General features: G+C 69.9%; 19 protein-coding genes. 11 read left to right on the forward strand and 8 right to left on the reverse strand.

Annotated elements, in window-relative coordinates; genetic code table 11:
* A complete protein-coding gene (locus ASD77_RS11075; RefSeq protein ID WP_055941511.1) occupies positions 1-3,204 on the reverse strand; it encodes a bifunctional diguanylate cyclase/phosphodiesterase in 3,204 nt (1,067 codons plus the stop codon).
* A gap of 506 nt (positions 3,205-3,710) precedes the next feature.
* Here ASD77_RS11075 and ASD77_RS11080 point away from each other — a divergent pair.
* Both ASD77_RS11080 and ASD77_RS11085 read left to right on the forward strand, forming a co-directional pair.
* Positions 3,711-4,100: an MAPEG family protein gene (locus ASD77_RS11080; protein WP_055941513.1), complete on the forward strand. Its 390-nt coding sequence runs from the start codon at positions 3,711-3,713 to the stop codon at positions 4,098-4,100.
* A 151-nt stretch (positions 4,101-4,251) separates the two neighbouring features.
* Positions 4,252-5,355 (forward strand): hypothetical protein, encoded by a 1,104-nt coding sequence (locus ASD77_RS11085; protein WP_156383603.1) that lies wholly within the window; start codon positions 4,252-4,254, stop codon positions 5,353-5,355.
* Positions 5,356-5,788: 433 nt separating this feature from the next.
* Here ASD77_RS11085 and ASD77_RS11090 read toward each other — a convergent pair whose 3' ends face one another.
* Genes ASD77_RS11090 through ASD77_RS11100 form a run of 3 tightly spaced genes read right to left on the reverse strand, consistent with a single transcriptional unit; the run spans position 5,789 to position 7,245 of the window.
* Positions 5,789-6,019, reverse strand: a complete 231-nt coding sequence (locus ASD77_RS11090; RefSeq protein ID WP_055941515.1) for an RNA-binding S4 domain-containing protein — start codon at positions 6,017-6,019, stop codon at positions 5,789-5,791.
* Between the two features lie 20 nt (positions 6,020-6,039).
* On the reverse strand, positions 6,040-6,711 hold the full coding sequence (locus tag ASD77_RS11095) for a hypothetical protein (RefSeq protein WP_055941517.1): 672 nt from the start codon (positions 6,709-6,711) through the stop codon (positions 6,040-6,042).
* 30 nt (positions 6,712-6,741) lie between these two features.
* Positions 6,742-7,245: a sigma-70 family RNA polymerase sigma factor gene (locus ASD77_RS11100; RefSeq protein ID WP_055943315.1), complete on the reverse strand. Its 504-nt coding sequence runs from the start codon at positions 7,243-7,245 to the stop codon at positions 6,742-6,744.
* A 189-nt stretch (positions 7,246-7,434) separates the two neighbouring features.
* Here ASD77_RS11100 and ASD77_RS11105 point away from each other — a divergent pair, with 189 nt between their 5' ends.
* The 6 genes from ASD77_RS11105 (at position 7,435) to ASD77_RS11130 (ending at position 16,114) form a co-directional block, all read left to right on the forward strand.
* A complete protein-coding gene (locus ASD77_RS11105) occupies positions 7,435-9,342 on the forward strand; it encodes a DEAD/DEAH box helicase (protein ID WP_055941519.1) in 1,908 nt (635 codons plus the stop codon).
* Between the two features lie 187 nt (positions 9,343-9,529).
* Positions 9,530-11,128: a GGDEF domain-containing protein gene (locus tag ASD77_RS11110; protein WP_235578524.1), complete on the forward strand. Its 1,599-nt coding sequence runs from the start codon at positions 9,530-9,532 to the stop codon at positions 11,126-11,128.
* Between the two features lie 131 nt (positions 11,129-11,259).
* Positions 11,260-13,677, forward strand: coding sequence for an EAL domain-containing protein (locus ASD77_RS11115; protein WP_162247630.1), 2,418 nt, complete (start codon positions 11,260-11,262; stop codon positions 13,675-13,677).
* Between the two features lie 40 nt (positions 13,678-13,717).
* Complete coding sequence (locus ASD77_RS11120; protein WP_055941523.1) at positions 13,718-14,437, forward strand: pseudouridine synthase; 720 nt, start codon at positions 13,718-13,720, stop codon at positions 14,435-14,437.
* A gap of 90 nt (positions 14,438-14,527) precedes the next feature.
* Positions 14,528-15,598, forward strand: a complete 1,071-nt coding sequence (locus ASD77_RS11125) for a sensor domain-containing diguanylate cyclase (RefSeq protein WP_055941524.1) — start codon at positions 14,528-14,530, stop codon at positions 15,596-15,598.
* A 93-nt stretch (positions 15,599-15,691) separates the two neighbouring features.
* Entirely contained in the window at positions 15,692-16,114 is a 423-nt protein-coding gene (locus ASD77_RS11130) for a universal stress protein (protein ID WP_055941526.1), read from the forward strand.
* Positions 16,115-16,126: 12 nt separating this feature from the next.
* Here ASD77_RS11130 and ASD77_RS11135 read toward each other — a convergent pair whose 3' ends face one another.
* Complete coding sequence (locus ASD77_RS11135; RefSeq protein WP_082563257.1) at positions 16,127-17,176, reverse strand: DUF1176 domain-containing protein; 1,050 nt, start codon at positions 17,174-17,176, stop codon at positions 16,127-16,129.
* The gene (locus ASD77_RS11140) at positions 17,173-18,120 is read right to left on the reverse strand and encodes a DMT family transporter (RefSeq protein ID WP_055943322.1); all 948 of its coding nucleotides are present in this window, start codon (positions 18,118-18,120) and stop codon (positions 17,173-17,175) included. Before ASD77_RS11140 ends, ASD77_RS11135 begins: the two co-directional genes overlap by 4 nt.
* A 106-nt stretch (positions 18,121-18,226) precedes the next feature.
* Between ASD77_RS11140 and ASD77_RS11145 the strand changes: the two genes are divergently transcribed.
* The gene (locus ASD77_RS11145) at positions 18,227-18,883 is read left to right on the forward strand and encodes a Pr6Pr family membrane protein (protein ID WP_156383604.1); all 657 of its coding nucleotides are present in this window, start codon (positions 18,227-18,229) and stop codon (positions 18,881-18,883) included.
* Between the two features lie 199 nt (positions 18,884-19,082).
* The gene (locus ASD77_RS11150; protein WP_055941532.1) at positions 19,083-20,384 is read left to right on the forward strand and encodes an MFS transporter; all 1,302 of its coding nucleotides are present in this window, start codon (positions 19,083-19,085) and stop codon (positions 20,382-20,384) included.
* A gap of 9 nt (positions 20,385-20,393) precedes the next feature.
* Here the strand turns inward: ASD77_RS11150 and ASD77_RS11155 are convergent, their stop codons facing one another.
* Positions 20,394-21,218: a DUF72 domain-containing protein gene (locus tag ASD77_RS11155; RefSeq protein ID WP_055943325.1), complete on the reverse strand. Its 825-nt coding sequence runs from the start codon at positions 21,216-21,218 to the stop codon at positions 20,394-20,396.
* A gap of 73 nt (positions 21,219-21,291) precedes the next feature.
* Between ASD77_RS11155 and rraA the strand changes: the two genes are divergently transcribed.
* The gene (rraA, locus tag ASD77_RS11160) at positions 21,292-21,768 is read left to right on the forward strand and encodes a ribonuclease E activity regulator RraA (RefSeq protein ID WP_055941534.1); all 477 of its coding nucleotides are present in this window, start codon (positions 21,292-21,294) and stop codon (positions 21,766-21,768) included.
* An 89-nt stretch (positions 21,769-21,857) separates the two neighbouring features.
* Here the strand turns inward: rraA and ASD77_RS11165 are convergent, their stop codons facing one another.
* Positions 21,858-23,669, reverse strand: coding sequence for a DUF885 domain-containing protein (locus ASD77_RS11165; RefSeq protein ID WP_055941536.1), 1,812 nt, complete (start codon positions 23,667-23,669; stop codon positions 21,858-21,860).
* Positions 23,670-23,760 lie beyond the last annotated feature (91 nt).

A 23,760-nucleotide genomic window follows, 5' to 3' on the forward strand; every position in this document is an offset into this window, starting at 1 on the left:
TCAGCTCGCCGCCTGGCGCAGTTCGCCGCGGGCCAGCGAGGTGGCTTCGTCGACTTCCATCGGCCGGCCGAAGAAATAGCCCTGCATCTCGTCGCAGCCCATCTGCTGCAGCGCGCGCATCTGTTCGGCCGTCTCCACGCCCTCGGCGATGGTGCGCAGGCCCATTTCGTGCGCCAGTACGAGGATGGTGCGCGCGATCGCACGGTCGGTGCTTTCCGCTGCGATGCCGTCCACGAAGCTGCGGTCGATCTTGATGATGTCCAGCGGCAGGCGCTGCAGGTAGGACATGCTGGAGTAACCGGTGCCGAAATCGTCCAGCGCCAGCCGCACGCCCAGCGCGTGCAGGGTCTGCAGCATCTGCTGCGCGGCGCCCATGTCTTCCACCAGCACGCTTTCGGTGAGTTCCAGCGTCAGCGCATCGGCGGGCAGGTCGTGACGCTGCAGGCAATCGGCGATCCACGGCGCGAGCGTGGGCTGGCCCAGCTGGCTGGGCGACAGGTTGACCGCCATCCCCAGCGTGCGCAGGCCCATGCCGCGCCAGTGCGCCAGTTGCTGGCAGGCCTGTTCAAGCACGAAGTGACCGATGTCCTCCATCAGTCCCGCACTTTCCGCCAGGGGAATGAAGACCGACGGCGGCACCTCGCCCCATGCCGGATGCCGCCAGCGCGCGAGGGCCTCGAAACCGTTGAGCAGCGAGGTATCGCCGGCCACCACCGGCTGGTAGACGAGCCGCAACTGGCCGCGCGCCACCGCCTCGCGCAGCGCGGTGACGCGGCTCAGGCGGTCGTTGGCTTCCTGCTGGGCGCTGGCCGATGGGAGCCGCACCTGGTTGCGGCCGGCACGCTTGGCCAGGTGGCGGGCGTCGTCGGCGCTGCGCAGCAGCGTCTGCAGGTCGGCGCCGTGTTCGGGCGCATGCGCCAGGCCGATGCTGGCGGTGACGGTGAACGACGGATGCGTGGAGTACAGCGCGATGGGCTGGCCCACGGCGCGGCGGATGTCTTCGGCCAGCCGCGTGAGCTGGTCGATGTCGACGTCGGGGAAGTGGGCGAGGAAGCCCTCGCCGCCGTAACGGTAGACGCTGCCCTGGCCGTCGCAGGCCGCCAGGATGCGCTGGCCCATGCGCCGCAGCACTTCGTCGCCGCCGTCGTGGCCGAACGAATCGTTGACCATGCCGAAACCGTCCAGGTCGACGATGGCCAGGCTGTGGCCGTACGCCGTTGGCAGGGCGATCCGCTCGTTGATCTGGTTGGCCTGCGCCGAGAAGCGGGGCAGGCCGGTGGCGCTGTCCAGGGCGGCGGCGTCGTTGAGACGGCGCTGCGCGTCCAGGCGGCGCTCGGTTTCCAGCAGCAGCGAGCGCGCGGTCTCGGCCGCTTCCGACGAGCGCCGGCGCGAGATGTCGAGCAGGAACAGCACGAACGCGATCAGCAGGCCGCTGCTGAGGCCGCCGACGATCAGCGCCCGCGGCAGCGTGAACGAGGTCAGCGCCGGCGGTGCCCACAGTTCGAGCTGCACCTCGTGGCCCGGCAGGACGACGCGCTCGATCGACAGCGGCGCGCCCTGCGGCTCGCCCTGTTCCAGCGTCGGCATGCCGACGGCGGTGGCCCGCACCGGTCGGTCGGACAGCACCGCCTTGCTCAGCGTCCTCACGAAATCGTCCAGCGCGATGAACGCCTGCGTCCGCCGCCCGGGCGTATCGACGGTCAGCCACCAGCCCCCGTCGACCGCCTGCAGGTGGCCGGCATCGGCGACCGGCACGGGCGGCGAGGGCGCCACCGGCGCCTCGAAACCCGGCAGCACCCAGCGGAACTCGCTGCCGTCGCCGACGCTGCGCACCACCCGGAACGCCGCGAATGCCTGCACCATGTCGGCGACGTAGTGGTCGAACAGCGTTTGCGCGGCAGCAGGCTCCGCAGCGGCCAGCGAGGCCGACAGCTGGCGCAGGGCGCCGCGGCGCAGTTCGATGCCGCGCACGAAGGTCGGTGTCGCAGTCGCGGCCTGCGTCTTCATGATGTTGCGCGCCATCGCATCGCGGTCGGCGGTGGCGGCGCTCCAGTACAGGCCGCCCAGCACCAGCGCCGCCGCCATCGGCAGCACGCCGAACAGGCGCTCGCGCAGCGAGTTCTCGCCGGCGACGGCCAGCGCCAGCCCCAGCGCCACCAGCTGTGCCGACGCTGTCAGTGAGACCTGGTAGATCGACAGGCCTTCGCGGTGGTACGGCAACTGGATCAGCAGGCCCAGCGCCGCCATCCCGGCGACGGACGCGATCGCGATGCCAAGGCCACGGGTGGCGCCCCAGCGCAGGTTCTCCCAGCGCTGCAGCGATTGCGGCAGTAAGGCCACCGCCACCCAGGCGGTCAGCACGCCATAGTCCGTGTAGCCGCCGATCAGCGGCGTGGTCGCGCGCGGCAGCCAGCCCAGCCGATGCAGCAGCGCATTGGCCGGCGTGGTGATGTCGCCCAGGGTCTGCAGCAACGTGAGCAGCATGGGCACGGTGACCACGGACAGGACGATCCAGGCCGCACGTTCTTCGCCGCGATGGCGCAGCAGCAGGGCCAGCGCCACCAGCGCCACGCACAGCGTCGAGATCGGACGCATCGGCGGGAAGTCCACGCCCATCTTGCCGACCAGGCTGCCCGGGACATGCCAGCCGACCAGGGCGATCACCGCGAACGCCAGCACGAAGGCCACCAGTTCCGTACTGGTCTCCAGCGAGCGGCCGGCACGCAGCGAGGGTGTGTACACCAGCAGGAACATCGCCAGCGCCGACAGCGACAGCGACCAGCTGATCTCGGCCGCCGCACCGCCGGCCTGCAGGGCACCCAGCACCGGCTGTATCGCCAGCAGCAGTAGCGCGGCGGCGAAGACGCGCATCACGAACTCGGGCCAGAAACCGCGGCAGACCCGCATCCAGGCGATGATCGTGGCGGCGGCCAGGACCAGGCAGGTGCCCAACGCGTGGAACTGCCACAGGTGGATCAGCAGCAGCGCGCTCAGCAGCCCGGCCACCGCCAGCCGCACCGGCCGCTGCGTGCTGCGCCAGGTCGCGATGGCCACCAGCACGCCCACGACCGGCACGCTGTCGTCGAGGACATGGCCGTCGCCGGCGTCCACCAGGATGAACGCGGCGGCCAGCAGCCACGCGAACGCAGCCGCGAAGCGCTGCGCCCACTGGACGGGACGCCGAAGGTCCTGGTGTATTGCCAATGCATTCCCCTGCGGAGCCGACACCCCGTGGCACTGTGATACCCAAATCACCGGCAAGCCGCAAGCACGGTCGTGTTGTTCTTCGAACGCAGTGGGTATGTCGCGCGCAAGGATGGCATCGCGTCAGCGGCCGCCGATGGCGCGTGGACGAAATGCGTGTAGTGCGCGCGCCGCACAAGCGTTCCCGTCCACCGATAGCGCATGGCCACGCGAGGTCGGTGCACCGGTGTTGGCGTGCGCCGGCGCGGCAGCGCCACTGCGCAGGGCTGTGACCGGTGTCGCTCTTCCCGCACATCGGCGGGTCGCTACGCATGCATGTGCCTGAACACGCACGCCGCGGTCCTGATGCGTCGCGCGCGGCATGGGCGATCAACGACGCTGGACCTGTCGGCCAGCACCGCGCCGATACCCGGCGCGATCGCCTGGTGCCGTCCCGGGGAGGGGCGGGGCCGCCGATGCGTGGACGTCCGCGCTAGAGTGAGGCACCACCACCCGGGAGTGCCGTCATGCCGATCGAACTGAAGATGCTCGCGTGGTCCGTCGCGCTGGGCCTGGTCCACGTGCTGCTCGGCGCGGCCCTGACGACGCGGCAGCGCGGCCTCGGCTGGAATGTCGGCGCACGCGATGCCGCGTTGCCCCCGCTGACCGGCGTGGCCGCGCGGGTCGACCGCGCGCTGCGCAACTTCCTGGAGACGTTCCCGTTCTTCGCCGCCGCCGCGCTCGCGGTCGTGGTGCTGGAGCGCGGCGATGCCACCACGGCGCTGGGGGCGCAGTGCTACTTCTGGGCGAGGCTGGCCTATGTGCCGGTGTATGCCGCCGGCATTCCCTACCTGCGCACGGTGATCTGGGGCGTGTCGCTGTGGGGCCTGCTGCAGCTGCTGTGGGCGCTGTTGTAAGCGGCGCGCGCGGCGGATTCATCGCACGGTGGGGCCGTGCGCCGGGTTTGACCCTAGACTAGGCCGCTCCCCTTCATGCCCGGCCTTCGCGGCCGGGCGTCGTGACGTGATCGACCGGATGTTGTCCCGCACTCCTTTTCTCGCTTGTGCCGTGTTGCTGACCGCCGTACTGCTGGCCGCCTGTCGTCCGTCGGAACAGGATGTCGCATCCGATGCCATGGCCGAAGCCCCGGCGGCCGCGTCGCCGGCGCAGGACACGCCGGCGCAGCAGGCGGAGCGGGGCGATGGCGCGGTGTCGTCCGGTCCGCCGGCCTCGCCGGCCAGGGCGCCGGCGGAAGGGCTGCCGACCGACTGGCCGACCGCAACCGTGCAGTCCGGCGAGGCCCGGGTCAGCTGCCAAGCCGAGTACAACACCGACGAAGGCGACGGCGCCCCGCTGGAGTCGCTCGCCTTCTTCAGCGTGGTCGATGCGCTGTCGCCCTGCCAGAAGGGCGGCGTGCTGCGCTTGCGCTACCAGGGCAAGATCGCGGCCGATTTCACCGACCTGGTCGCTCGGGTGGCCGACATCGCCGGCCGCATGGGCATCCACAAGCGCATCCTAGACCTCGATTCGGCCGGCGGACAGGTCGAGGATGCGATCAAGGCCGGCGACGTCATCGGGGCGGATGGCTGGACCATCTGGGTACGCGAGGGTTCGATCTGCCACAGCGCCTGCGTGTTCGTGCTGGGGGCGGGCGACAACCGTCTGATCTCCGGCAAGGTGGGCGTGCACCGCATCATCCGCATGAGTTCCACCGCCACCACGCGCGCCGAGCTCAACGACGAACTGCGCGGTGTCTACGGACGCGTCAAGGACTATCTGGAGCGCAACGGCGTGGCGGTCGCCATCGCCGACCTGATGATGACCGTGCCCAACCGCCGCCTGCGCCTGCTGAGCAAGGACGAACTGCAGGAATACGGGCTGGACGGCACCAACGCCGCGCAGGACGACCTGGACCGGCTGCGGCTGATGCGTCGCTGCGGCGAGGATTTCGTGCTGCGTCGCGATGCCTTCATGCGCAGCTTCGATGGCGAGTGCAAGACCGCCGGCGCGGGGCTGGACGAGATGCAGGCCTGCGGACTGGCGCTGCGCACGCGGTTCGGATTCCCGGATGCCGAATGCCCGGCCGACAGCCCGCTGTCCGAGTTCGACCGCATGGCCGACAGTGACGAGGCACCGGTGGTGTTGCCCGAGACGGCCGGCACGTCGCCGTAAGCGGCGACGGACGTGCGTGCTGCCGTGAGCCGGCAACGCAGGCGGATCGCCGGCCGGGCCTGGCCCGACGCGCGCGTGAGGTGCCGAGAGAGGCGCCAAGCCTCTTTGGAGAGGCTCAGCGTGTGTCGAGAGACGCTGCCAGCCTCTCCTGAGAGGCTTTCTCCCGCTCCAGGGAGGCTTGGGGGCACACGAGAGACGCTCTACTCCGCTCCAGAGAGGTGTTGAGCCTCTTCAAAGAGGCTTGGGTCCCGCTCTGGAGAGACTTTTTCCCGCTCGGGAGAGACTTTGTCCTGCTCTGGAAAGGCTTTGTGCCGCTTCGGAGAGGCCCGGTGTCTGATGAGAGAGGCGTCCTGCCTCTCTGAAGACGCTTTTTTGCGCTCTGGCCCGTATGGTGGTGAGTCGCGCGCCGTGCGGTGGACGCCGGCGGACGAGCTCAGCCGTGCGCGTCGATGATCCGGATCTCGGCGTCGTCGATGCGCACCACCTGGCCGGCGCGGATCTTCGCGGTCTTGCGCAGTTCCACCGCGCCATCCACCGTCACCGCGCCGCTGGCCACGATGGCCTTGCCCTGGCCGCCGCTGTCGGCGATGCCGACCAGCTTGAGCAGTTGGTTGAGTTCCACGTACTCGTGGCCGGCGTCCAGGTCGAAGTCGATGCGTTGCATGCGCGCAGTGTACTGCCCGCTCACTCGGCCTCGAAGCGCGCGACCTCGTCGATCCGCGCCTGCGCACGCCGCAGGCTGCCGCCGGTGACGCTGTCGTCCATCGCCTTGGCCAGGCGCGGGCGGGCAGGGTTGCGCGACCAGCGGTGGAACCAGGCCGTCGCCGCCAGGCCGACCGCGCCCACGCCCAAGCCGATCCAGGCGATGCCGGGTGCCCTGGCCAGCAGGTCGCCGCCGCCCAGGCCCGTCAGCACCACAAGTACCGGCACCCACATGAACCACCACGGCAGCCCGGTCAGCGTGCCGTTGAGGATGTAGGTGCGGCGCACGGTGGCCAGCCGCTTCTGGATCTCGACGATCGGCTGCGCGTAGTCGAGCTCGCGGATGCGGCGCAGGGTTTCCCCCGCCATCGCGACCGTCGCGATGCCGTAGAGCTGCACCACCACGCCGGACACCAGCACCGTCCAGGGCAGGCCGTCGGCCGACTGCCCGCCGCGGATCCACAGCAGGCCGGCGAGCAGGATGAAGGGGATGCCGAACAGCAACTGCGCCACCTGCCCCCACACCAGCGGGCGCAGGCTGGACAGGGCGCGCTGCTTGCGCTGTTCCAGCAGGACATGCGCCTGCAGCGCGTCGTGCCGTTCCAGGCGGCGCGACAGCGTCTGCCAGGCGAGTTTCAGGTCATCGGGTTCCATGGTCGTCGTTCCGTATGAGGGCGTCGGGGGTCAGAGTTCGTTGCGCAGCCGCTGCTTCAGCCGGCTGATCTTGGTGGCGACATTGGTCTCGCTCAGGCCCAGCACATCGGCCATCTCGCGGTGACTGCGGTCGTCCAGATAGAGCAGCAGCAGGGCGCGGTCGAGCGGCGGCTGCGCATGGATGAAGCGGTACAGCAGGTCGACCTGCTGGCGCCCTTCGTGATCGTGCGCATGCGGGTCGGCGAGGTCGTGGTGGTCTTCGTTCCAGGTCTCCGACGACGGCCCGCGCGTGCGGCTGCGGACGTCCGAGATGGCCACGTTCAGCGCGATCCGGTACATCCACGTGGCGAAGGGGCGGGCGGGATCGTAGCCAGGCCAGGCCTTCCACAGCTGCGTGGCGATGTCCTGCATCAGGTCGTCGCGGTCGTCGGGGTGCCAGGCGTAGGTGCCGGCGACCTTGGCGACGATGCCGCGATGGTGCTGCAGCAGCGTCTGGAAGCCGTCACGGCGGGCCGTGTCCGTCTGGGATGTCATGGCAAGGCTCGATTCCATTCCTGCACCGGGTCGATTGTGCGGTCTGCAAGGTGATTCGCCGGCGCGGGGAAACCATCACACCGCCCTTGCATGTGAACGCCCGGGCGTGCTGCGACGCGACAGGAGGCCCCCGAAGGGGCACAATACGCGGCTCGGCGTGCGGCTCCGCGACGCCCCCGGAGTCTCCGCATGTCCACCGAATCCCCCTCGTCCGCCCCCCTCCTGTTCGCCGATCTCGGCCTGCCGGAGACGGTCATGGCCGCCGTCACCGCGGTGGGCTACGAGACGCCGTCGCCGATCCAGGCGGCCACCATCCCCGCCATGCTGGCCGGCCGCGACGTGCTGGGCACGGCGCAGACCGGCACCGGCAAGACCGCCGCGTTCGCGCTGCCGGTGCTGGCCAACCTCAAGCCGGGTGCCGGCGGCCCGCAGGCGCTGGTGCTGGCGCCCACGCGCGAGCTGGCCATCCAGGTGGCCGAGGCGTTCCAGAAGTACGCCGGCAAGATCCCCGGCTTCCACGTGCTGCCGATCTACGGTGGCCAGAGCTACTACCCGCAGCTGCAGGCGCTGAAGCGCGGCGTGCATGTGGTGGTGGGTACCCCCGGCCGCGTCATCGACCATCTCGAGCGCGGTTCGCTGGACCTGTCCGGCCTGACCACGCTGGTGCTGGACGAAGCCGACGAAATGCTGCGCATGGGCTTCATCGACGACGTCGAAACCGTGTTGAAGAAGACCCCGGAGACGCGCCAGGTGGCGCTGTTTTCCGCGACCATGCCGCCGGCCATCCGCCGCATCGCGCAGACCTATCTGAAGGAACCGGTGGAGGTGAACATCGCCTCCAAGACCACCACCTCGGCCAACATCCGCCAGCGCTACTGGTGGGTCAGCGGCATGCACAAGCTGGACGCGCTGACCCGCATCCTGGAAGTGGAACCGTTCGACGGCATGATCGTCTTCGCCCGCACCAAGGCGGCGACCGAGGAACTGGCCGACAAGCTGCAGGCTCGCGGGCTGGCCGCGGCGGCGATCAATGGCGACATGCAGCAGGCGGCGCGCGAGAAGACCATCCAGCAGCTCAAGGACGGCAAGCTCGACATCCTCGTCGCCACCGACGTGGCCGCGCGCGGCCTCGACGTGGAGCGCATCAGCCACGTGCTGAACTACGACATCCCGTACGACACCGAAAGTTACGTGCACCGCATCGGCCGCACCGGCCGTGCCGGCCGCACCGGCGACGCGATCCTGTTCGTCACCCCGCGCGAGAAGGGCATGCTGCGGTCGATCGAGCGCGCCACCCGCCAGCCGATCGAAGAGATGCAGCTGCCCAGCGTGGAAGCGGTCAACGACCGCCGCGTGGAGAAGTTCCTGGCGCGCATCACCGACATGCTGGCCTCGGGCAAGGCGGGCGAGTTCCGCGCGCTGATCGAGCGCTACGAGCGCGAGCAGAACGTGCCGGCGGTCGATATCGCCGCCGCGCTGGCGCAGCTGCTGCAGGGCGATCAGCCGCTGCTGCTGTCGCAGGAGCGCACGCCGCGCGAGCAGCGTCCGGTACGCAGCGAAACCTACGGCAACGCACCGCGCCGCGAGCGCGACGAGCGGCCCCGCCGCGAGGACGGCCCCGGCGAGCGCCCGGCGCGCAGCGTCGACAAGCCCGAGCGTTCGCGCATCGAGCGCCCCGACACCGACCGTCCGCGCGCCGACAAGCCGCCGCGCACCGACAAGCCGGAGGTGGGCATGGAGACCTACCGCATCGAGGTGGGCCATGCCCATGGCGTGAAGCCCGCCAACATCGTCGGCGCGATCGCCAACGAGGCCGGGCTGGAAAGCCGGTACATCGGCCGCATCGACATCCAGCACGACCACACCACGCTGGACCTGCCCGAAGGCATGCCGCGCGAGGTGCTGATGCACCTGAAGAAGGTGTGGGTGTCGGGCCAGCAGCTGCGCATCCACAAGCCGGGCGAGGGCGGTGGCGACGCACCGCCGCGCCGCTTCGGCGGGCCGGGTGCGGGCAAGGGCAAGCCGCGCGGCGACAAACCGTTCGGCGCGGGCAAGCCCGCCGGCAAGCCGCACCGCAAGGGACCGCCGCGCGAGTGAGGGCTCCGGCGTGCGGGCGACGGACGTAATGCGGGTTCCGGCGGCAGCGCGCCGGCCGTGGCACGGAAGTTGCATTTCGTAGACGCAAGCCAGCACACCGGAGGTCGGGAAGCGGCGACGTACCGGAGTGTCTGTGAAGGGGAATGGGGGACGAATCGGCGGGATCGCGGGGTGGCTGCTGCTGCTCGTGGCCCTGTCGTGCCCGGCGCTGGCGACCCCCCAGCCGGGCCGTGACTACCTGGTCACCGGCGCCCCCACGTCGGAACAGGCCCCGCAGCGTCACTGCACGCCCGCGATGCAGGCCGGACTGACCCAACGGGTCGAGATTCCCGCGCCGCCCGGCGGCTGGTCGGGCGCGCCGCAGGCCATCAACGTGTTCAACATCTTCGCCGGCGAGGTGCGCGTGCACCACGGCGACCGCGAGATCTGCGGCCGCATGCACGACGCACGCACGCGCGATTCGCGCTTCCGCGCGGGCGTGGGCATGGTGGTGGTGCCGCCGGCCGGCAACCGCGAACCCATCCAGGTCGGCTGGGAGACGCCGCTGAAGCCGGGCTGGATCCCGACCGTGCGGATCGGCGCGCCGAGTCCCGTGCAGCAGTTCGACACCGCGCGCCTGCTGGTGCGCACGGCCTGCGTGGCCATCGCCATCGCGCTGGCCTTCATGGCGCTGATGGGATTCCTGAGCACGCGCGACCGCGCCTTCTTCGGCTACACCCTGCTGTGCGCGTTGAGCGTGCTGGGGCAGTCGGTGCTCAGCGGACTGAGCGGCTATCCGGAGCCCTGGCTGCCGGTCGACGGCCAGGAATCGCGCTGGCTGGTGGCGTTTTCCTGCCTGGGCCTGCCGGTGCTGCTGTACGTGATGTGGCTGCTGGTGGGCGGCGCGCGCTTCTGGCCCGCCACCCGGCGCTGGCTGCCGTGGCTCACCGCCGGCCTGTGCGCGCTGGGCCTGGCGACGGTCTGGCTGCCGCCTGCGGGCCTGTCCCGGCTGGCCATCGCGATGGATACCGGCTTCGTGGTCGGCTGCGTCCTGGTGTTCGCGCTGGGCCTGGCGCTGCTGCGCCGCCACCGCGCCGACGCGACGGCCGCGCTCGCCGCGGTGCTGCCGTTCCTGGCCATGGCGGCGATGGACCTGGCCGACAGCTGCCTGCTGATCGAATACCGCGTGGAAGCGATCCAGCTGTCCATCACCTGGTTCCTCACCGTCAGCGCCTACGTGCTGAACCTGCGGCTGGGGCAGCTGCGCCGCCAGCGCGACGAGATGCGCGCGCTGGCCGACACCGACGAACTGACCGGCCTGCCGAACCGTCGCGCCGGCCTGAAGCGGCTGGAGCAGCATATGCGCGATGCGCGTGCCGGCGAGGACACGCTGGCGGTGGGCTTCCTGGACATCGACCTGTTCAAACGCATCAACGACGTGCACGGGCACGAAGCCGGCGACCGCGTGCTGGTGGCGGTGGCGGCGACGCTGACCGCCGCCGTGCGCGACCCGGCGGACGTGATCCGCATGGGCGGCGAGGAATTCCTGGTGCTGCTGCCGGGCATCGGCGGCGCGTCCGCGCGCACGCGGCTGGAGGCCATGCGCAAGCAGGTGAGCGCGGCCGGCAGTGGACTGGGCATCGACGGCCTGGTGGTGACCGCCAGCATCGGGCTGGCCACGCTGGCGGAGGAAGACGCCGACGCGCCATCGCTGCTGCGCCGTGCCGACGAGGCCATGTACCGCGCCAAGCGCGCCGGCCGCGACCGTGTGGTCGACGCCGAAGCTGCGCCGGGCGGCGATAACTGACGCAGCGCGGCCAGCAGACGGCGGATCGCGTCCACACCGGACCAGCGGCCTCAAGCCGACGTCCGGCGGGCCGATGAAGCAGGGGGAAGTCCGGTGTCGGGCCGTTCCTTCCGGGATCGACAGGAGTGAGCGTGCACAACGGGGAAGCCAGCGTCCGGAACGGTTCCGGCCGCGACCAAGACGACCGTAGCCTGCGGCGGCTGCCGGCCCGGGTGCTGGCGCTGATCGTCCTGTTCGCGCTGGGCGCCACGCTGACCGCCGCCGTCCTGGAGACGCAGGCGGGCGCCACCGCCTACATCATCGGCGAGAGCCACTGGTCGAAGGCGCACCAGCGCGCCGTGCTGGGCCTCTACCGGTATGCCGGCCATGGGCGCCAGGCCGACCTGGATATCGCGCGCGACGCCTTGCGCGTGCCGCTCGGCGACCGCGCCGGCCGCCTGGCGCTGGAGCAGCGCCCCGTGGATCTCGCCACCGCCCGGGCGGGCTTCCTGCAGGGGGGCAACGCGCCGGCCGACATCGACCGGATGATCTGGATGTACCGCGCGCTGGCCCGGGCGCCGTACTTCCGCGATTCCGTGCGCCTGTGGCGCGAAGCCGAGATCGAGATCGACCAACTGGTCGCGCTGGCCGACACGCTGGAGGCGGAGATCGCCCGAGGCCCGCTCGATACCGCCAGCGTGCTGGCCTACCGGCGCCAGTTGCTGGAGATCGATGCACGCCTGCGGCCGAAGGAGCTGGCCTTCTCGCGTTCGCTGGCCGATGGCGCGCACTTCATGCGGCGCACGCTGCTCGCGCTCAGCGCACTGGTCTTCCTGGTGCTGTGCGCCTACGCGCTGCACGTGATGCGCAGCACCCTGCATCGCGTGCGCGAGACCGAGAGCGAGTTCCGCATGGCGTTCCACCAGTCGGTGGTCGGCATGCTCAAGCTGGACCGCGACGGCCGCTTCACCCAGGCCAACGAAGCGCTGGCGCAGATCCTGTCGTTGCCGCTGCACGGCCTGCGCGCCTGCCGCCTTCACGAGGTGATGCATGCCGATGACCTGCACCGCACGGAGGCCGGCGGCATCGACTGGCTGCGCATGCTGGAACCGGGCGAACGTCGGCTGGTGCGTCCGGATGGCGACGTGCGGTGGGTACGCTGGACGGCCTCGATGGTGGCCGGCCGCACGCCGGCGGAAGACCAGGTCTTCGTGCTGGCCGAGGATGTCTCCGAAGCGCACGAACTGGCCTGCGAGATCGCCCACCAGGCCAGCCACGACGAACTGACCGGGTTGATCAACCGGCGCGAGATCGCGCGCCGCCTGGACTGCGTGCTCGGGCAGGCGAAGGGGCGGCACACGCTGTGCTACATCGACCTGGACCAGTTCAAGCTGGTCAACGACACCTGCGGCCACGAGGCCGGCGACCGCTTCCTGCGCCATTTCGCCACCACCGTGTCCACGCAGTTGCGCCGCGGCGACTGGCTGGGGCGACTGGGCGGCGACGAATTCGCCATCCTGCTCCACGACACCGTGCTGGAGGAAGCCGAGGTGGCGATGGGACGCATCCACGCCTCGCTCGCGCATGCCGGCTTCGTGTGGGGTGGCCGCACGTTCGGCCTGAACTGCAGCATCGGCGTGGCCGGGATCAACGACGACGCGGTCGACGTGGACTGGCTGCTGCGCGCGGCGGACGCGGCGTGCTACGTCGCCAAGGAAGAAGGGCGCAACCGCATCCGCTGCTATCGCGAGTCCGATCCCAGCCTGTCGCGGCGGCGGCGCGAACTGGAGTGGGTCGCGCACACGCAACTGGCCATCGCCGAAGGCCGCCTGCTGCTGTACGCGCAACGGATCGTCGCGCTGGATGGCACCGATCACCTGCAATACGAGGTGCTGGTGCGCCTGCGCGATCGCGATGGCGAGCTGCATGCGCCCGGCGTGTTCCTGCCGGCGATGGAGCGCTACGGGCAGGGCATGGCGGTGGACGGCTATGTGGCGGACGCGCTGTTCCGCCACTTCGCCGAACATCCGGCCCACCTGGCCACGCTGAAGCTCTGCCACATGAACGTGTCGGCGCAGTCGATCGCCGAGCCTGCGTTCCTGGACCACATCACCGCGCTGCTGGACCAGTACCCGGCCGTGGCCCGCAGCCTGTGCTTCGAGATCACGGAAACGGCGGTGATCGCCAATATGGACGATGCCTGCCGCTTCATCGGCGCCGTCCGCGCACGAGGGTGCCGCATCGCGCTGGACGACTTCGGCAGCGGCCTCTCCTCGTTCGGCTATCTCAAGCGGCTGGCGGTGGACATCCTGAAGATCGACGGTGCCTTCATCCGCGACCTGTCGCAGGGCGATGCCGACCTGGCACTGGTGCGGTCGATGAGCCAGATGGGCCAGGCACTGGGCAAGGTGACCATCGCCGAATGGGTGGAGTGCGCATCGGTGATGGCGCCGCTGCGCGAACTCGGCATCGGCTATGTGCAGGGCTATGCCGTGCACGTCCCGTGCCCGCTGTCGGAACTGACCGCCACCTGGGGCCATGCCGGCACGGCCCTGGCCGAATCGGCCTGAGGACGGCGACGCCGCCGCGCCGATCCCGGATAATGGCGGCATGACCACCCGCCTCAACAAGCACATCGCCGAGACCGGCTTCTGTTCCCGCCGCGAGGCCGACCGCCTGATCGCCGAGCGCCGCGTGACCGTCAACGGCATCGCCGCCGGCGTCGGCGCGGTGGTGGGCGAGGGCGACGAGGTGCGCGTCGACGGCCAGGCGATCAAGGCACGCGCGGTCAAGGCCGGCAAGCGCAGGCACGTATACATCGTGCTCAACAAGCCGGTCGGCGTGACCTGCACCACCGAGTCGTCGGTGAAGGACAACATCGTCGACTTCATCGGCCACGAGCAGCGCATCTTCCCGATCGGCCGCCTCGACAAGGATTCGGAAGGACTGATCCTGCTGACCAGCAACGGCGACATCGTCAACCAGATCCTGCGTGCGGAAAACCGGCACGAGAAGGAGTACCTGGTCGCGGTGAACAAGCCGGTGACCGACGAATTCCTGCGCGGCATGGCGCGCGGCGTGCGCGTGCACGGGCAGATGACGCTGCCATGCAGGACCAGCCGGATCGCCAAGTTCGGCTTCCGCGTGACGCTCACGCAGGGGCTGAACCGGCAGATCCGCCTGATGGCGGCGGCGTTCGAGTACCGCGTCACTCAACTGCGCCGCGTGCGCATCGACAACATCAAGCTGGGCGACCTGAAGGTCGGGCGCTGGCGCAATCTCACCGATCAGGAACTGCGCGGCCTGCTGCCGCAGCAGGAGAGCTGGTGAGGCGATAGCGTGACGGCGTTCGCGGTCGCGTGGCTTACCTGCGGGAAGAACGCGGGCATACTGCCGCCGTCCCGACTCCTGAACCATGGCATGAGCCGACCGTCCAAGCCGGACAACGAAGAAGCCCGTCTCGCCGCGCTGCGCAGCTTCGACATCCTCGACAGCGAACCCGAACGGGCATTCGACGACCTGGTGCGCATCGCCGCCGGCATCTGCGGCGTGCCGATGGCGGCGGTCACCCTGATCGACCGCGACCGCCAATGGTTCAAGGCGCAGGTGGGCATGGAAAGCCCGGATCCCTCGCTGGACACCTCGTTCTGCGCGCACACGGTGCTCGATCCGACGACGGCGACCGTCGTGCCCGATGCGACCCGCGACCACCGCTTCGCCGACAACCCGCTGGTGGCCACGGCCAACGGCATCCGCTTCTATGCGGGTGCGCCGCTGGTGACGCAGGATGGCTTCGCGCTGGGGGCGTTGTGCGTGGTGGACGACAAGCCGCATGAGCTTGCGCCGTTCCAGCTGCAGGCCCTGGACGCCTTGTCGCGGCAGATCGTGCAGTTGCTGGAGCTGCGCCGCGTGAGCAAGCAGCTGCGCCACCAGTTGCACGAACGCGCGTGGTACGAGCAGCAGATGCAGCACTACCAGGACCAGTTGGAGCAGCAGAACGCCGATCTGTCGGAACAGACGAAGACTGATCCGTTGACCGGCCTGCCGAACCGCCGTGCCTTCACCGCCGCGCTCGACGCCGCCCTGCGGAAGGCGTCGCAAAGCGGTGATCCGCTCGCCGTCGCGGTGCTCGACGTCGACCACTTCAAGACCGTCAACGATATCCATGGGCACGACGAAGGCGATCGCGTGCTGGTCGCGCTCGCGGACATGCTCAAATCGCAGGCCGCCGGCCGCGGGCTGGCGGCGCGCCATGGCGGTGAGGAGTTCGTCATCCTGATGCCGGGCGCCTCGCTGGAGGAGGCCCGCCTGCAGTGCGAATTCATGCGCCAGAGCGTGGGACTGCTGCCGATCGGCCTGCCGGTGTCGGTCAGCATCGGGCTGGCGGCGCGCGGACGCGACGATACGGCGGAGACCCTGTTCCGACGCGCGGACCAGGCGCTGTACGAGGCCAAGCGCGGCGGCCGGGACCGCGTGGTCGCCGCCGCCTGACTTGATCCCGATCAATGCGCACCGCCACCGGCGGGCGCATGCTCGGCGTGTCGGCGGCGCATCGTGTGTCCGCCCAGCACGCGGAGCACGACGATGAAGATCCTGTTGGCCGTGGATGGAAGCGAGATCGGGCTGGCCGCCGTGCGGCACCTGGTCGAGTTCGGCAAGTCGCTGGCGGAGACGCCCACCTTCACCCTGCTGTATGTCGATCCGCCCCTGCTGCGTTCGGTCGCACTGGAACTGGGCAGCGACGGCGTGGAGCGTTACCACGCCGAGAACGGCGTCTATGCCATGAAGAAGGCGCGCACCGCCCTCAAGCGCGCGCAGCTGCCGTTCGCGGAGAAGATCGTGGTGGGCGAGCCTGCCGAAAGCATCGTCAAGCAGGCCAAGGCGGCGAAGGCCGATCTGATCGTCGTCGGCACGCATGGCCGTGGCGCGCTGAAGCAGTTGTTCGTCGGCTCGGTCGCGCTGAAGGTCATCGCGTTGAGCCCCGTGCCGGTGCTGGTCGCGCGCTGAACCGGGTGCGGCTCAGTCGCCGCGGCTGCGCCACAGCGCCGGCCATTCGCCGGGTGCGCCGCCGCGGCAGCGGTCGAGCAGGTGAAAGCGCTGCAGCCGGAAATCGCGGCCGTCGTAGGTCCATGACGCGCTCTCGCCACAGTCGGCGATGCCGCGCCCCTTCGCCATGTGCGACAGGTGGCCGGCACTGAAATCGACGTTGGTGAAGGCGTCCACCACCCGGCGCTCGCCCTCGACCTGCACCGGCAACGGCAGGCGCAGGCGCACGGCCTTGCCGCTGCCGTCGCGGCGCGTGCGGAACAGCAGGCTGGACGACTGGTAGGCACCGCGCCAGCACTCCAGCATCACCAGCGCCTCGTCCCCATCGAGGGCGCCGGCGGCATCGAACGCCTCCGCCGCGTCGACGAAGCAGTCCTCGCGCGCTACCTCGGGCGCTGCCTGCAGGCGGACGCGCGCGATCAGAGCCTGTGCCTCGTCCTCGCCCAGCGAGGGTGCGGGCACCGGCGGTACGGGCGCCGGCAACACGGGAGCCGCAGGCACGCGTGCGGCCGGCAGCGGACCGCGCCGGCGCAGGGCCGTGACCGTATCCAGCCGGCCCTGGGTTTCGTCGATCAGCAGCAGCGCCGCCGAGAGGCCGGACAGCGAGGCCGTGGGTGCGTCCTCGCCCGCGCCGGCCTGCAAGTGCGCCCCGTTGCGGATGGCATCGAGGAAGGCGCGAACCTGCGCACCATCGCGGCCGATCGACTGCACGCCCTCACCGGGCCGCACCAGCGCGGCGGCCGCGAACCGCCCACCGTCCAGGCGCAGGCCGCGCGGATCCACCGGCGCGTCGGATTCCAGCGTCAGGACGGGTTCGGCGGTCGGCCCGCCTTCCAGCACCAATCGGAGCACGAGTTGCGGATAGGCGTCCTGCATGCCGATCGCCTCGCACCGCGCACCGTTGTCGCAGGCCACCACCCAGTCGCCGAACGTGCGGTACACCGGCGTGGCCGCGGCGCACGCCAACGGCAGTGCGAGCGTTAAGAGGGCGACGGACGGGAACAGGGCGAGGCGTGGTTTCATTCGACGACGTTCTTGGCCTCGGAGGTGCCCAGGATCTCCGGGTGCTCGATGCGCTTCGGCCGTTGCACCAGCGGATGCAGGAACACCGCGGCGAGGATGATGCCGACGCCCAGGTAGAACAGCGGCGTGAGTTCGCGCTGCTCGCCCAGCAGCACGATGGCCAGCACGATGGCGTAGACCGGTTCCAGGTTGGTCACCAGTTGCACGCCGTAGGCGCTGAGGTGCTTCAGCGCGACCAGCGACAGCGCGAACGGCAGCAGCGTGCAGGCCAGCGACAGCACCACCAGCAGCGCGCCGTCCTTCAGCCCCGGCAGCACGAACAGGTCGCCGGCGAAGGCCGGGAACAGCATCGGCATCACCGGCGCGAGGAGGGTCAGCAGGAGCGTGCCCGCGCCGAGTTCCAGGCCGGTGATCGTCAGCGGTTCGCCATGGTCGATCAGGCGCTTGTTGAGCGGGCCGAACACCGCCACCAGCAGCGCCGACAGCGCGCCCACCAGCACGCCCAGCCGCATGCCATCGGGAATGCCACCGACCACCAGCGCCACGCCCGGCAGCACGGCGACCCCGAACAGCAGTTCGCGCCAGGAGAACGGCCGCCGCGTCAGCCACGGTTCGATCACCGAGGTGAAGGCGGGCGCCAGCGCGATGCAGGTCACCGCGACCGAAGCATTGGACAGTTTGATGGCGCCGTAGAAGGTCAGCCAGTGCAGCGCCACGATCACGCCGATGCCGCAGTAGGCCAGCACCAGCTTCGGCGACATCGCGCGCAGGCCGCGCCAGACCCGCGGCAGGAAGGCCAGCGCCACCACCACGATCAGCATGCGCCACCACACCAGCGGCAACGCCGACAGGCTGATCAGCTTGCCCAGGATCGGAGTGAAACCCCACAGCAGCACGCACAGGTGGATCTGCAGCTGGGCCTTGGCGGTCGGGGTCATCGGCATGGGGCGCATTGTCGCCGAAGCGTCGCACCGCCGCGATGGGACCACTCCCGACCACGCGGCCATCGTGGCAAGCTGGCGCCACTGCCGCATGCCCGGGGATGCCACGATGCCGTCCACACCTCTGTCCAGCGGACCCCGAGCCGTCGCCGCGCTGGTCGCTGCGTTGGCGCTGTCGGCCCTGGTGCTGCAATACGTGCTGATTCTTCAGCTGACCCGCGACAACGTCGGCATGGCGCTGGGCACGGTGCGGTTCTTCAGCTACTTCACCATCCTCAGCAACATCGCCGTGGCGCTGGTCGCCTTCACCGCCGCCGCCGGCAGGACGGGTTTCCTTGCGCAGGCCCGCGTGCGTGGTGCGGTCGCGTTGTACATCGGCGTCACCGGCAGCATCTACTTCTTCATCCTGCGCCACCTGTGGCAGCCGCAGGGCGCGCAATGGTGGGCCGATACCGGCCTGCACTACGCGGTGCCGCTGGCGTACTGGGCGTGGTGGCTGGCGTTCGCGCCGCATGGCGGCTTGCGTTGGCGCCACGTCGCCGGCTGGTTGCTGTTCCCGCTCGCCTACGTGGCCTGGGTGTTCGTGCGTGGGGCGTGGCTGGGCGAGTACCCGTATCCCTTCATCGATGTCGGCCAGTTGGGCTGGTCGCAGGTCGGGCTCAATGCGCTGGGCGTCATGGCGGTGTTCGTGGTGATGGGGTTTGTCATCGTGGGTGTGGACCGCATCTTCGGCCGCCGCCGCGCCTCGTCTGTGGGAGCGACGTGAGTCGCGATCGCACGCCCTGCCGTTCCGGTAGCGCCGCCTCAGGCGCAGTCGTTGCGAAGCCAGGCGCGTCTCGCCATGGCGGACCCACGTTCGCGACTCACGTCGCTCCCACGACGATGCCTGTCGCGACAGCTGGACGGCCACAGAGTGGCATGCGATGTCTGCGCGCCGCGCAGGTGCCTGCCCGGAGGATCACCGCATGACCGCCGGAGGCACATCCCCTTCGATCCACCGTCCCTTCGACCGTCGCGATGCGAGAACGCTGGGGCTGTCCGCGCTCGGTGGCGCGCTGGAGTTCTACGACTTCGTCGTGTTCGTGTTCTTCGTCAAGGCGCTCGGTGCGCTGTTCTTTCCGCCCGGGACCGAGCCGTGGCTGGCGCAGCTGCAGGTGTACGGCATCTTCGCCGCCGGTTACGTGGCACGGCCGCTGGGCGGCATCGTGATGGCGCATTTCGGTGACCGGCTGGGGCGCAAGCGGATGTTCACGCTCAGCGTTTTCATGATGTCGGTGCCCACCCTGCTGATCGGCCTGCTGCCCACCCATGCGCAGGTCGGTGCGCTGGCGCCGCTGCTGTTGCTGGCCATGCGGCTGGTGCAGGGCATCGCGGTGGGCGGCGAGGTGCCGGGTGCGTGGGTGTTCGTGGCCGAACACGTGCCGCGGCATCGCGTCGGTATCGCCTGCGCCACGCTGACGGCGGGGCTCACCGCCGGCATCCTGATCGGCTCGCTGCTGGCAGCGTGGATCAACGCGCATTACACGACGGAGGAAGTACAGGCGGGGATCTGGCGCGCGCCGTTCCTGCTCGGCGGCGTGTTCGGTTTCGTCGCGGTGTGGCTGCGTCGTTGGCTGGAGGAAACGCCGGTGTTCGTCGAGATGCGCGAGCGCAAACAGCTGGCGCGACAGTTGCCGGTGAAGCAGGTCCTGGCCGCGCACCGCCCCGCGGTGGTGCTGTCGATGCTGGCCTCATGGCAGCTGACCGCGGCCATCGTGGTGATCGTGCTGCTGACGCCAACGCTGGTGCAGACGGGGTTCGGCATCGACGCCGCCACGGCCTTCCGTGGCAACAGCCTGGCAACGCTGGCGTTGGTGTTCGGCTGCCTGGCGGCGGGCTGGGCGGTGGATCGGATCGGCGTGGGTCTAGCGCTGCTGCTGGGCTCGCTGGGCCTGGGGATGGCGGCATACGCCCTGTATGGCGCGCTGGCGTCGGGGCATCACGATCATTTCGTCGCCTGGTACGCGCTGGCCGGCTTCTGCTGTGGCGTGACCGGCGTGACGCCGGCGCTGATGGTCGCGGCATTCCCGCCCGAGGTGCGCTTCTCCGGCCTGTCGTTCTCGTACAACGTCGCGTACGCGGTATTCGGCGGCATGACGCCGCCGCTGATCGCCTGGCTGTCGGCATCGTGGGGCCGGATGGCGCCGGCACACTATGTCGCCTTCACCTGCCTGATCGGCGTGAGTGCAGCGGCCTACGTTCTGCTCAAGCGGCCGCTGCGGTACTGACGGCGGAGATCATCCGCCCAACCGGCGGATCAGCTCCATTGCCGCGGCAGGATTGCGTTCCTTGGCGCTGCTGATGAAGTAGACGAAGACGTCCCGCCGCGGCAGCGCCGGCGCGGGTTCGCCCACGTGCGGCAGCGCGGCGATGTCCTCGCCCCGCGACCACGCACGTGCACGCTCGGCCCACAGCGCCAGGTCCTTCGGCGGGTAGCCGGTGTCGATGGGCTGCGAACGCATCAGCCGCGCGTAGACGAAGTCGGCGGTGAGGTCGGCGAAGGAGGGATACTCCGTGGAATCGGTGAACACGGTGGCGACCTGGTGGCGGCGCGCGAGATCGACCAGACCGGCATCCACCGCCGCCGGATCGCGTACCTCCAGCGCGTGCCGCAACGGCCGTCCGTCGATCTCGCGCGGCAGCAGCGACAGGAAGGCGTCCAGTTCCTCCGCATCGACGCGGCGCCCCGCCTCGAACTGCCAGACCAGCGGCCCCAGCCGCGCGCCGAGCTCGGCGATGCCGCCGACGAAGTCCTCCACCTGCGCCTGCGTCGAGGCCAGCGAGCGCGACTGCATGATGCGCTTGGGTGCCTTGGCCGAAAATACGAAGCCGTCCGGCGTCTGGTCGCGCCAGCTTGCGTAGGTGGCCGGCTTCTGCGCGCCGTAATAGGTGCCGTTGATCTCGATGGCGGTCAGCTGGCGGCTGGCGAATTCCAGCTCGCGCCGTTGCACCAGGCCGGCAGGATAGAAGTTGGTGCGCCAGGGCGCGTAGGTCCAGCCGCCGATGCCGACGCGGATGCCGGCGGTTGCGGTGGGCGGTGCGGCAGCGAAGAGATCGTCCATGCCCGCAAGCATAGCCCGGTGCCTGTCGCGCCCGCGTTACCATGCGGTCAACCCGCGCCCTCGGAGATGCCGCATGTCCTGGACCACGCCCGACCTGTGCGACCAGTTTCCCGACGTGCAGGTGGCCGAGCCGGTGTTCCGCAGCTTCGGCGGCCAGTCGCGCTTCGCCGGCCGGGCAGTGACGGTGAAATGCCTCAACGACAACTCGCGCGTGCGCGAACTGGCCGCCACGCCGGGCGAAGGGCAGGTCATCGTGGTCGACGGTGGCGGTTCGCTGCGGCGCGCGTTGCTGGGCGACCAGATCGCGGCGAACGCGGTGACGCACGGCTGGGCCGGTTTCCTGATCTTCGGCTGCGTGCGCGATGTGGAGGCGCTGGCCGTCCTGCCGCTTGGCGTGCAGGCCCTGGCCTCGCATCCGATGAAGACCGAGAAGCGCGGCCTGGGCGAGGTCGATGTGCCGGTGGCGTTCGCGGGCGTCTCGGTCACCCCGGGCGACTGGATCTATGCCGATGCCAACGGCGTGATCGTGGCGAACACGCCGCTTCTGTAGGAGCGCCCTCGGGCGCGATGCTTTTCGATCAATGAGGCAAAAGCATCGCGGGCATGGCCCGCTCCTACAAACGCCGCGTGCGGCAGTGGTTATCGGATCGGTTCGTCCAGCATCAGCTGACGGACGAAGCGGACCGGCGGCGCGCCGTAGGACAGCACCTGGTCGTGGTAGGCCTTCAGGTTGAACTGCGCGCCCTGCTTGGCTTCGGCGGCCTTGCGCAGGTCGAAGTGCTCCTGCACGCCGACGAAGTAGGTGGGCAACTGCGCCGAGGTCAGTTGCGCGCGCGTCCACTTGCCGGCGGCTTCGCGCTCCTGCTGGAAGGTCTGGCGCACCATCAGGTCCATCGCCTGTTCGCGCGTCCAGCCGTCGACCTGCACGCCCTGGTCGAGGATCGCGTTGGCGATCGTGCGCAGGTAGAACTTCATCTGCACCAGGTGGAACAGCGGATCGTTGTCCAGGTAACCGGCGTCGGACATCATCTTCTCGGTGTAGACCGCCCAGCCTTCGGCGAACATGCCCGAGCGCAGCACGGCGCGCAGCGTGGACGGGAACTTGGCCGAGTGCCAGCCTTCCAGGTAATGGCCCGGCGTGCCTTCGTGGATGCTCAGCAGGTGGATCATCCGGCTGTTGTACTCGCGCAGGAAGGAGTCGACCTGCGTCTGGTCCCACTCTTCCGGGATCGGCGAGACGGCGTAGAACGTCTTCAGGTGCTTGTCGAGCGGGCCGGGCGAATCGCAGTAGGCGACGGCGACGCCACGCTGGAACTCCGGCATCTCGATGATCTCGACCGGCGCATCAGGCAGGGTCACCAGGTCGTGCTTGCGGACGAACTCGGTGGCCTGCGCCAATGCGGCTTCGGCATCCGGCACCACCTTGTCGCGCGCAGGTCGCTCGGCATAGGCCAGTTCCAGCGCGGCTTCGATCGCCTTCTGCTGCTCGTCGGCGGTCGGTGCTTCCGGCAGCGCCGGCGCGCCGGGCTTGTCCTTCAGCACGGTGCGGGCGATGCCGTACATCTCTTCGCGCACGCGCTTGAGCTCGCCTTCGGCGCGCTGCTTGATGTCGGCGCGCGACAGCGACGACAGCAGCGCGAACTGCAGCTTCTGGTCGTACAGCGCCTGGCCGATGCGGAAGTCGCCCTTGGCGTTGGGCACCAGGGTCTTGTCGAGCCAGGCCTGGTGCTCGGCGACGGCGTTCTTCAAGCCTTCGATGGCGGCCTGCGCCTGCGCGCGGTCGGCCTCGGGCAGGTCCTTGAGGTTCGGCGTGATGAAGGTCTCGACGATGCTGAGGAGGCCGGCGTTCTGCTTTGCGACCGTCTCGGCATGCACCTTCGGCACGCGTGCGGGATCGAGGTTTTCGCGCGCCTGCGCCAGCAGCGTGGGGATCTTCTGCATGCGCGCGGTCGCGGATTTCAGGCGCTCGGGCAGCGGCGCGAACTCGCGCGCCATCAGGCCATAGAGGGCGCCACCGGCCACGTTGTTGTAGACCTGCGGATCCCACGCCCAGCTCTGCAGCGTCTCGGCGGTCCAGATGTCGTACTGCAGCTGGTTGCGCAGGATGGCGGCGTCGACCTGGTTCTCGCGCGACAGCGCAGCGATGTCCATCGCGTCCAGTTCGCCCAGGGTCTTCTTGCTGAAGGCCAAGCTCTTCTGGCGACCATCGGCGCTCAGGTCGTCGAGTTCGCCGTCGTACGCGTGTTCGCCGATCTGCGTGGCGCTGACCGGCGACAGCTGCAGCCAGCCTTCCAGGGCCCGCTTGGACAGCTCGGCGAACGCGGCATCGGCCTTGGCGGTATCCGCGGCGGTGGCGGCGGCATCCGTACCGGGGGCGACGGTGGGGGCCTCGCTCTTCTGGCAGGCGGTCATCGAAGCCAGCAGGGCGGCGGCGAGCAGGGTCTTGCGCATGGGGATCCTGTTGCGTTGCAAGGGGGTCGGAGCGCACAGGATAGGCCGGAGGTCATGCCCATGCCCCTGCCATTCGATATACGCTGGCGCA

It is taken from the genome of Pseudoxanthomonas sp. Root65 (assembly GCF_001427635.1).
Taxonomy (GTDB): domain Bacteria; phylum Pseudomonadota; class Gammaproteobacteria; order Xanthomonadales; family Xanthomonadaceae; genus Pseudoxanthomonas_A.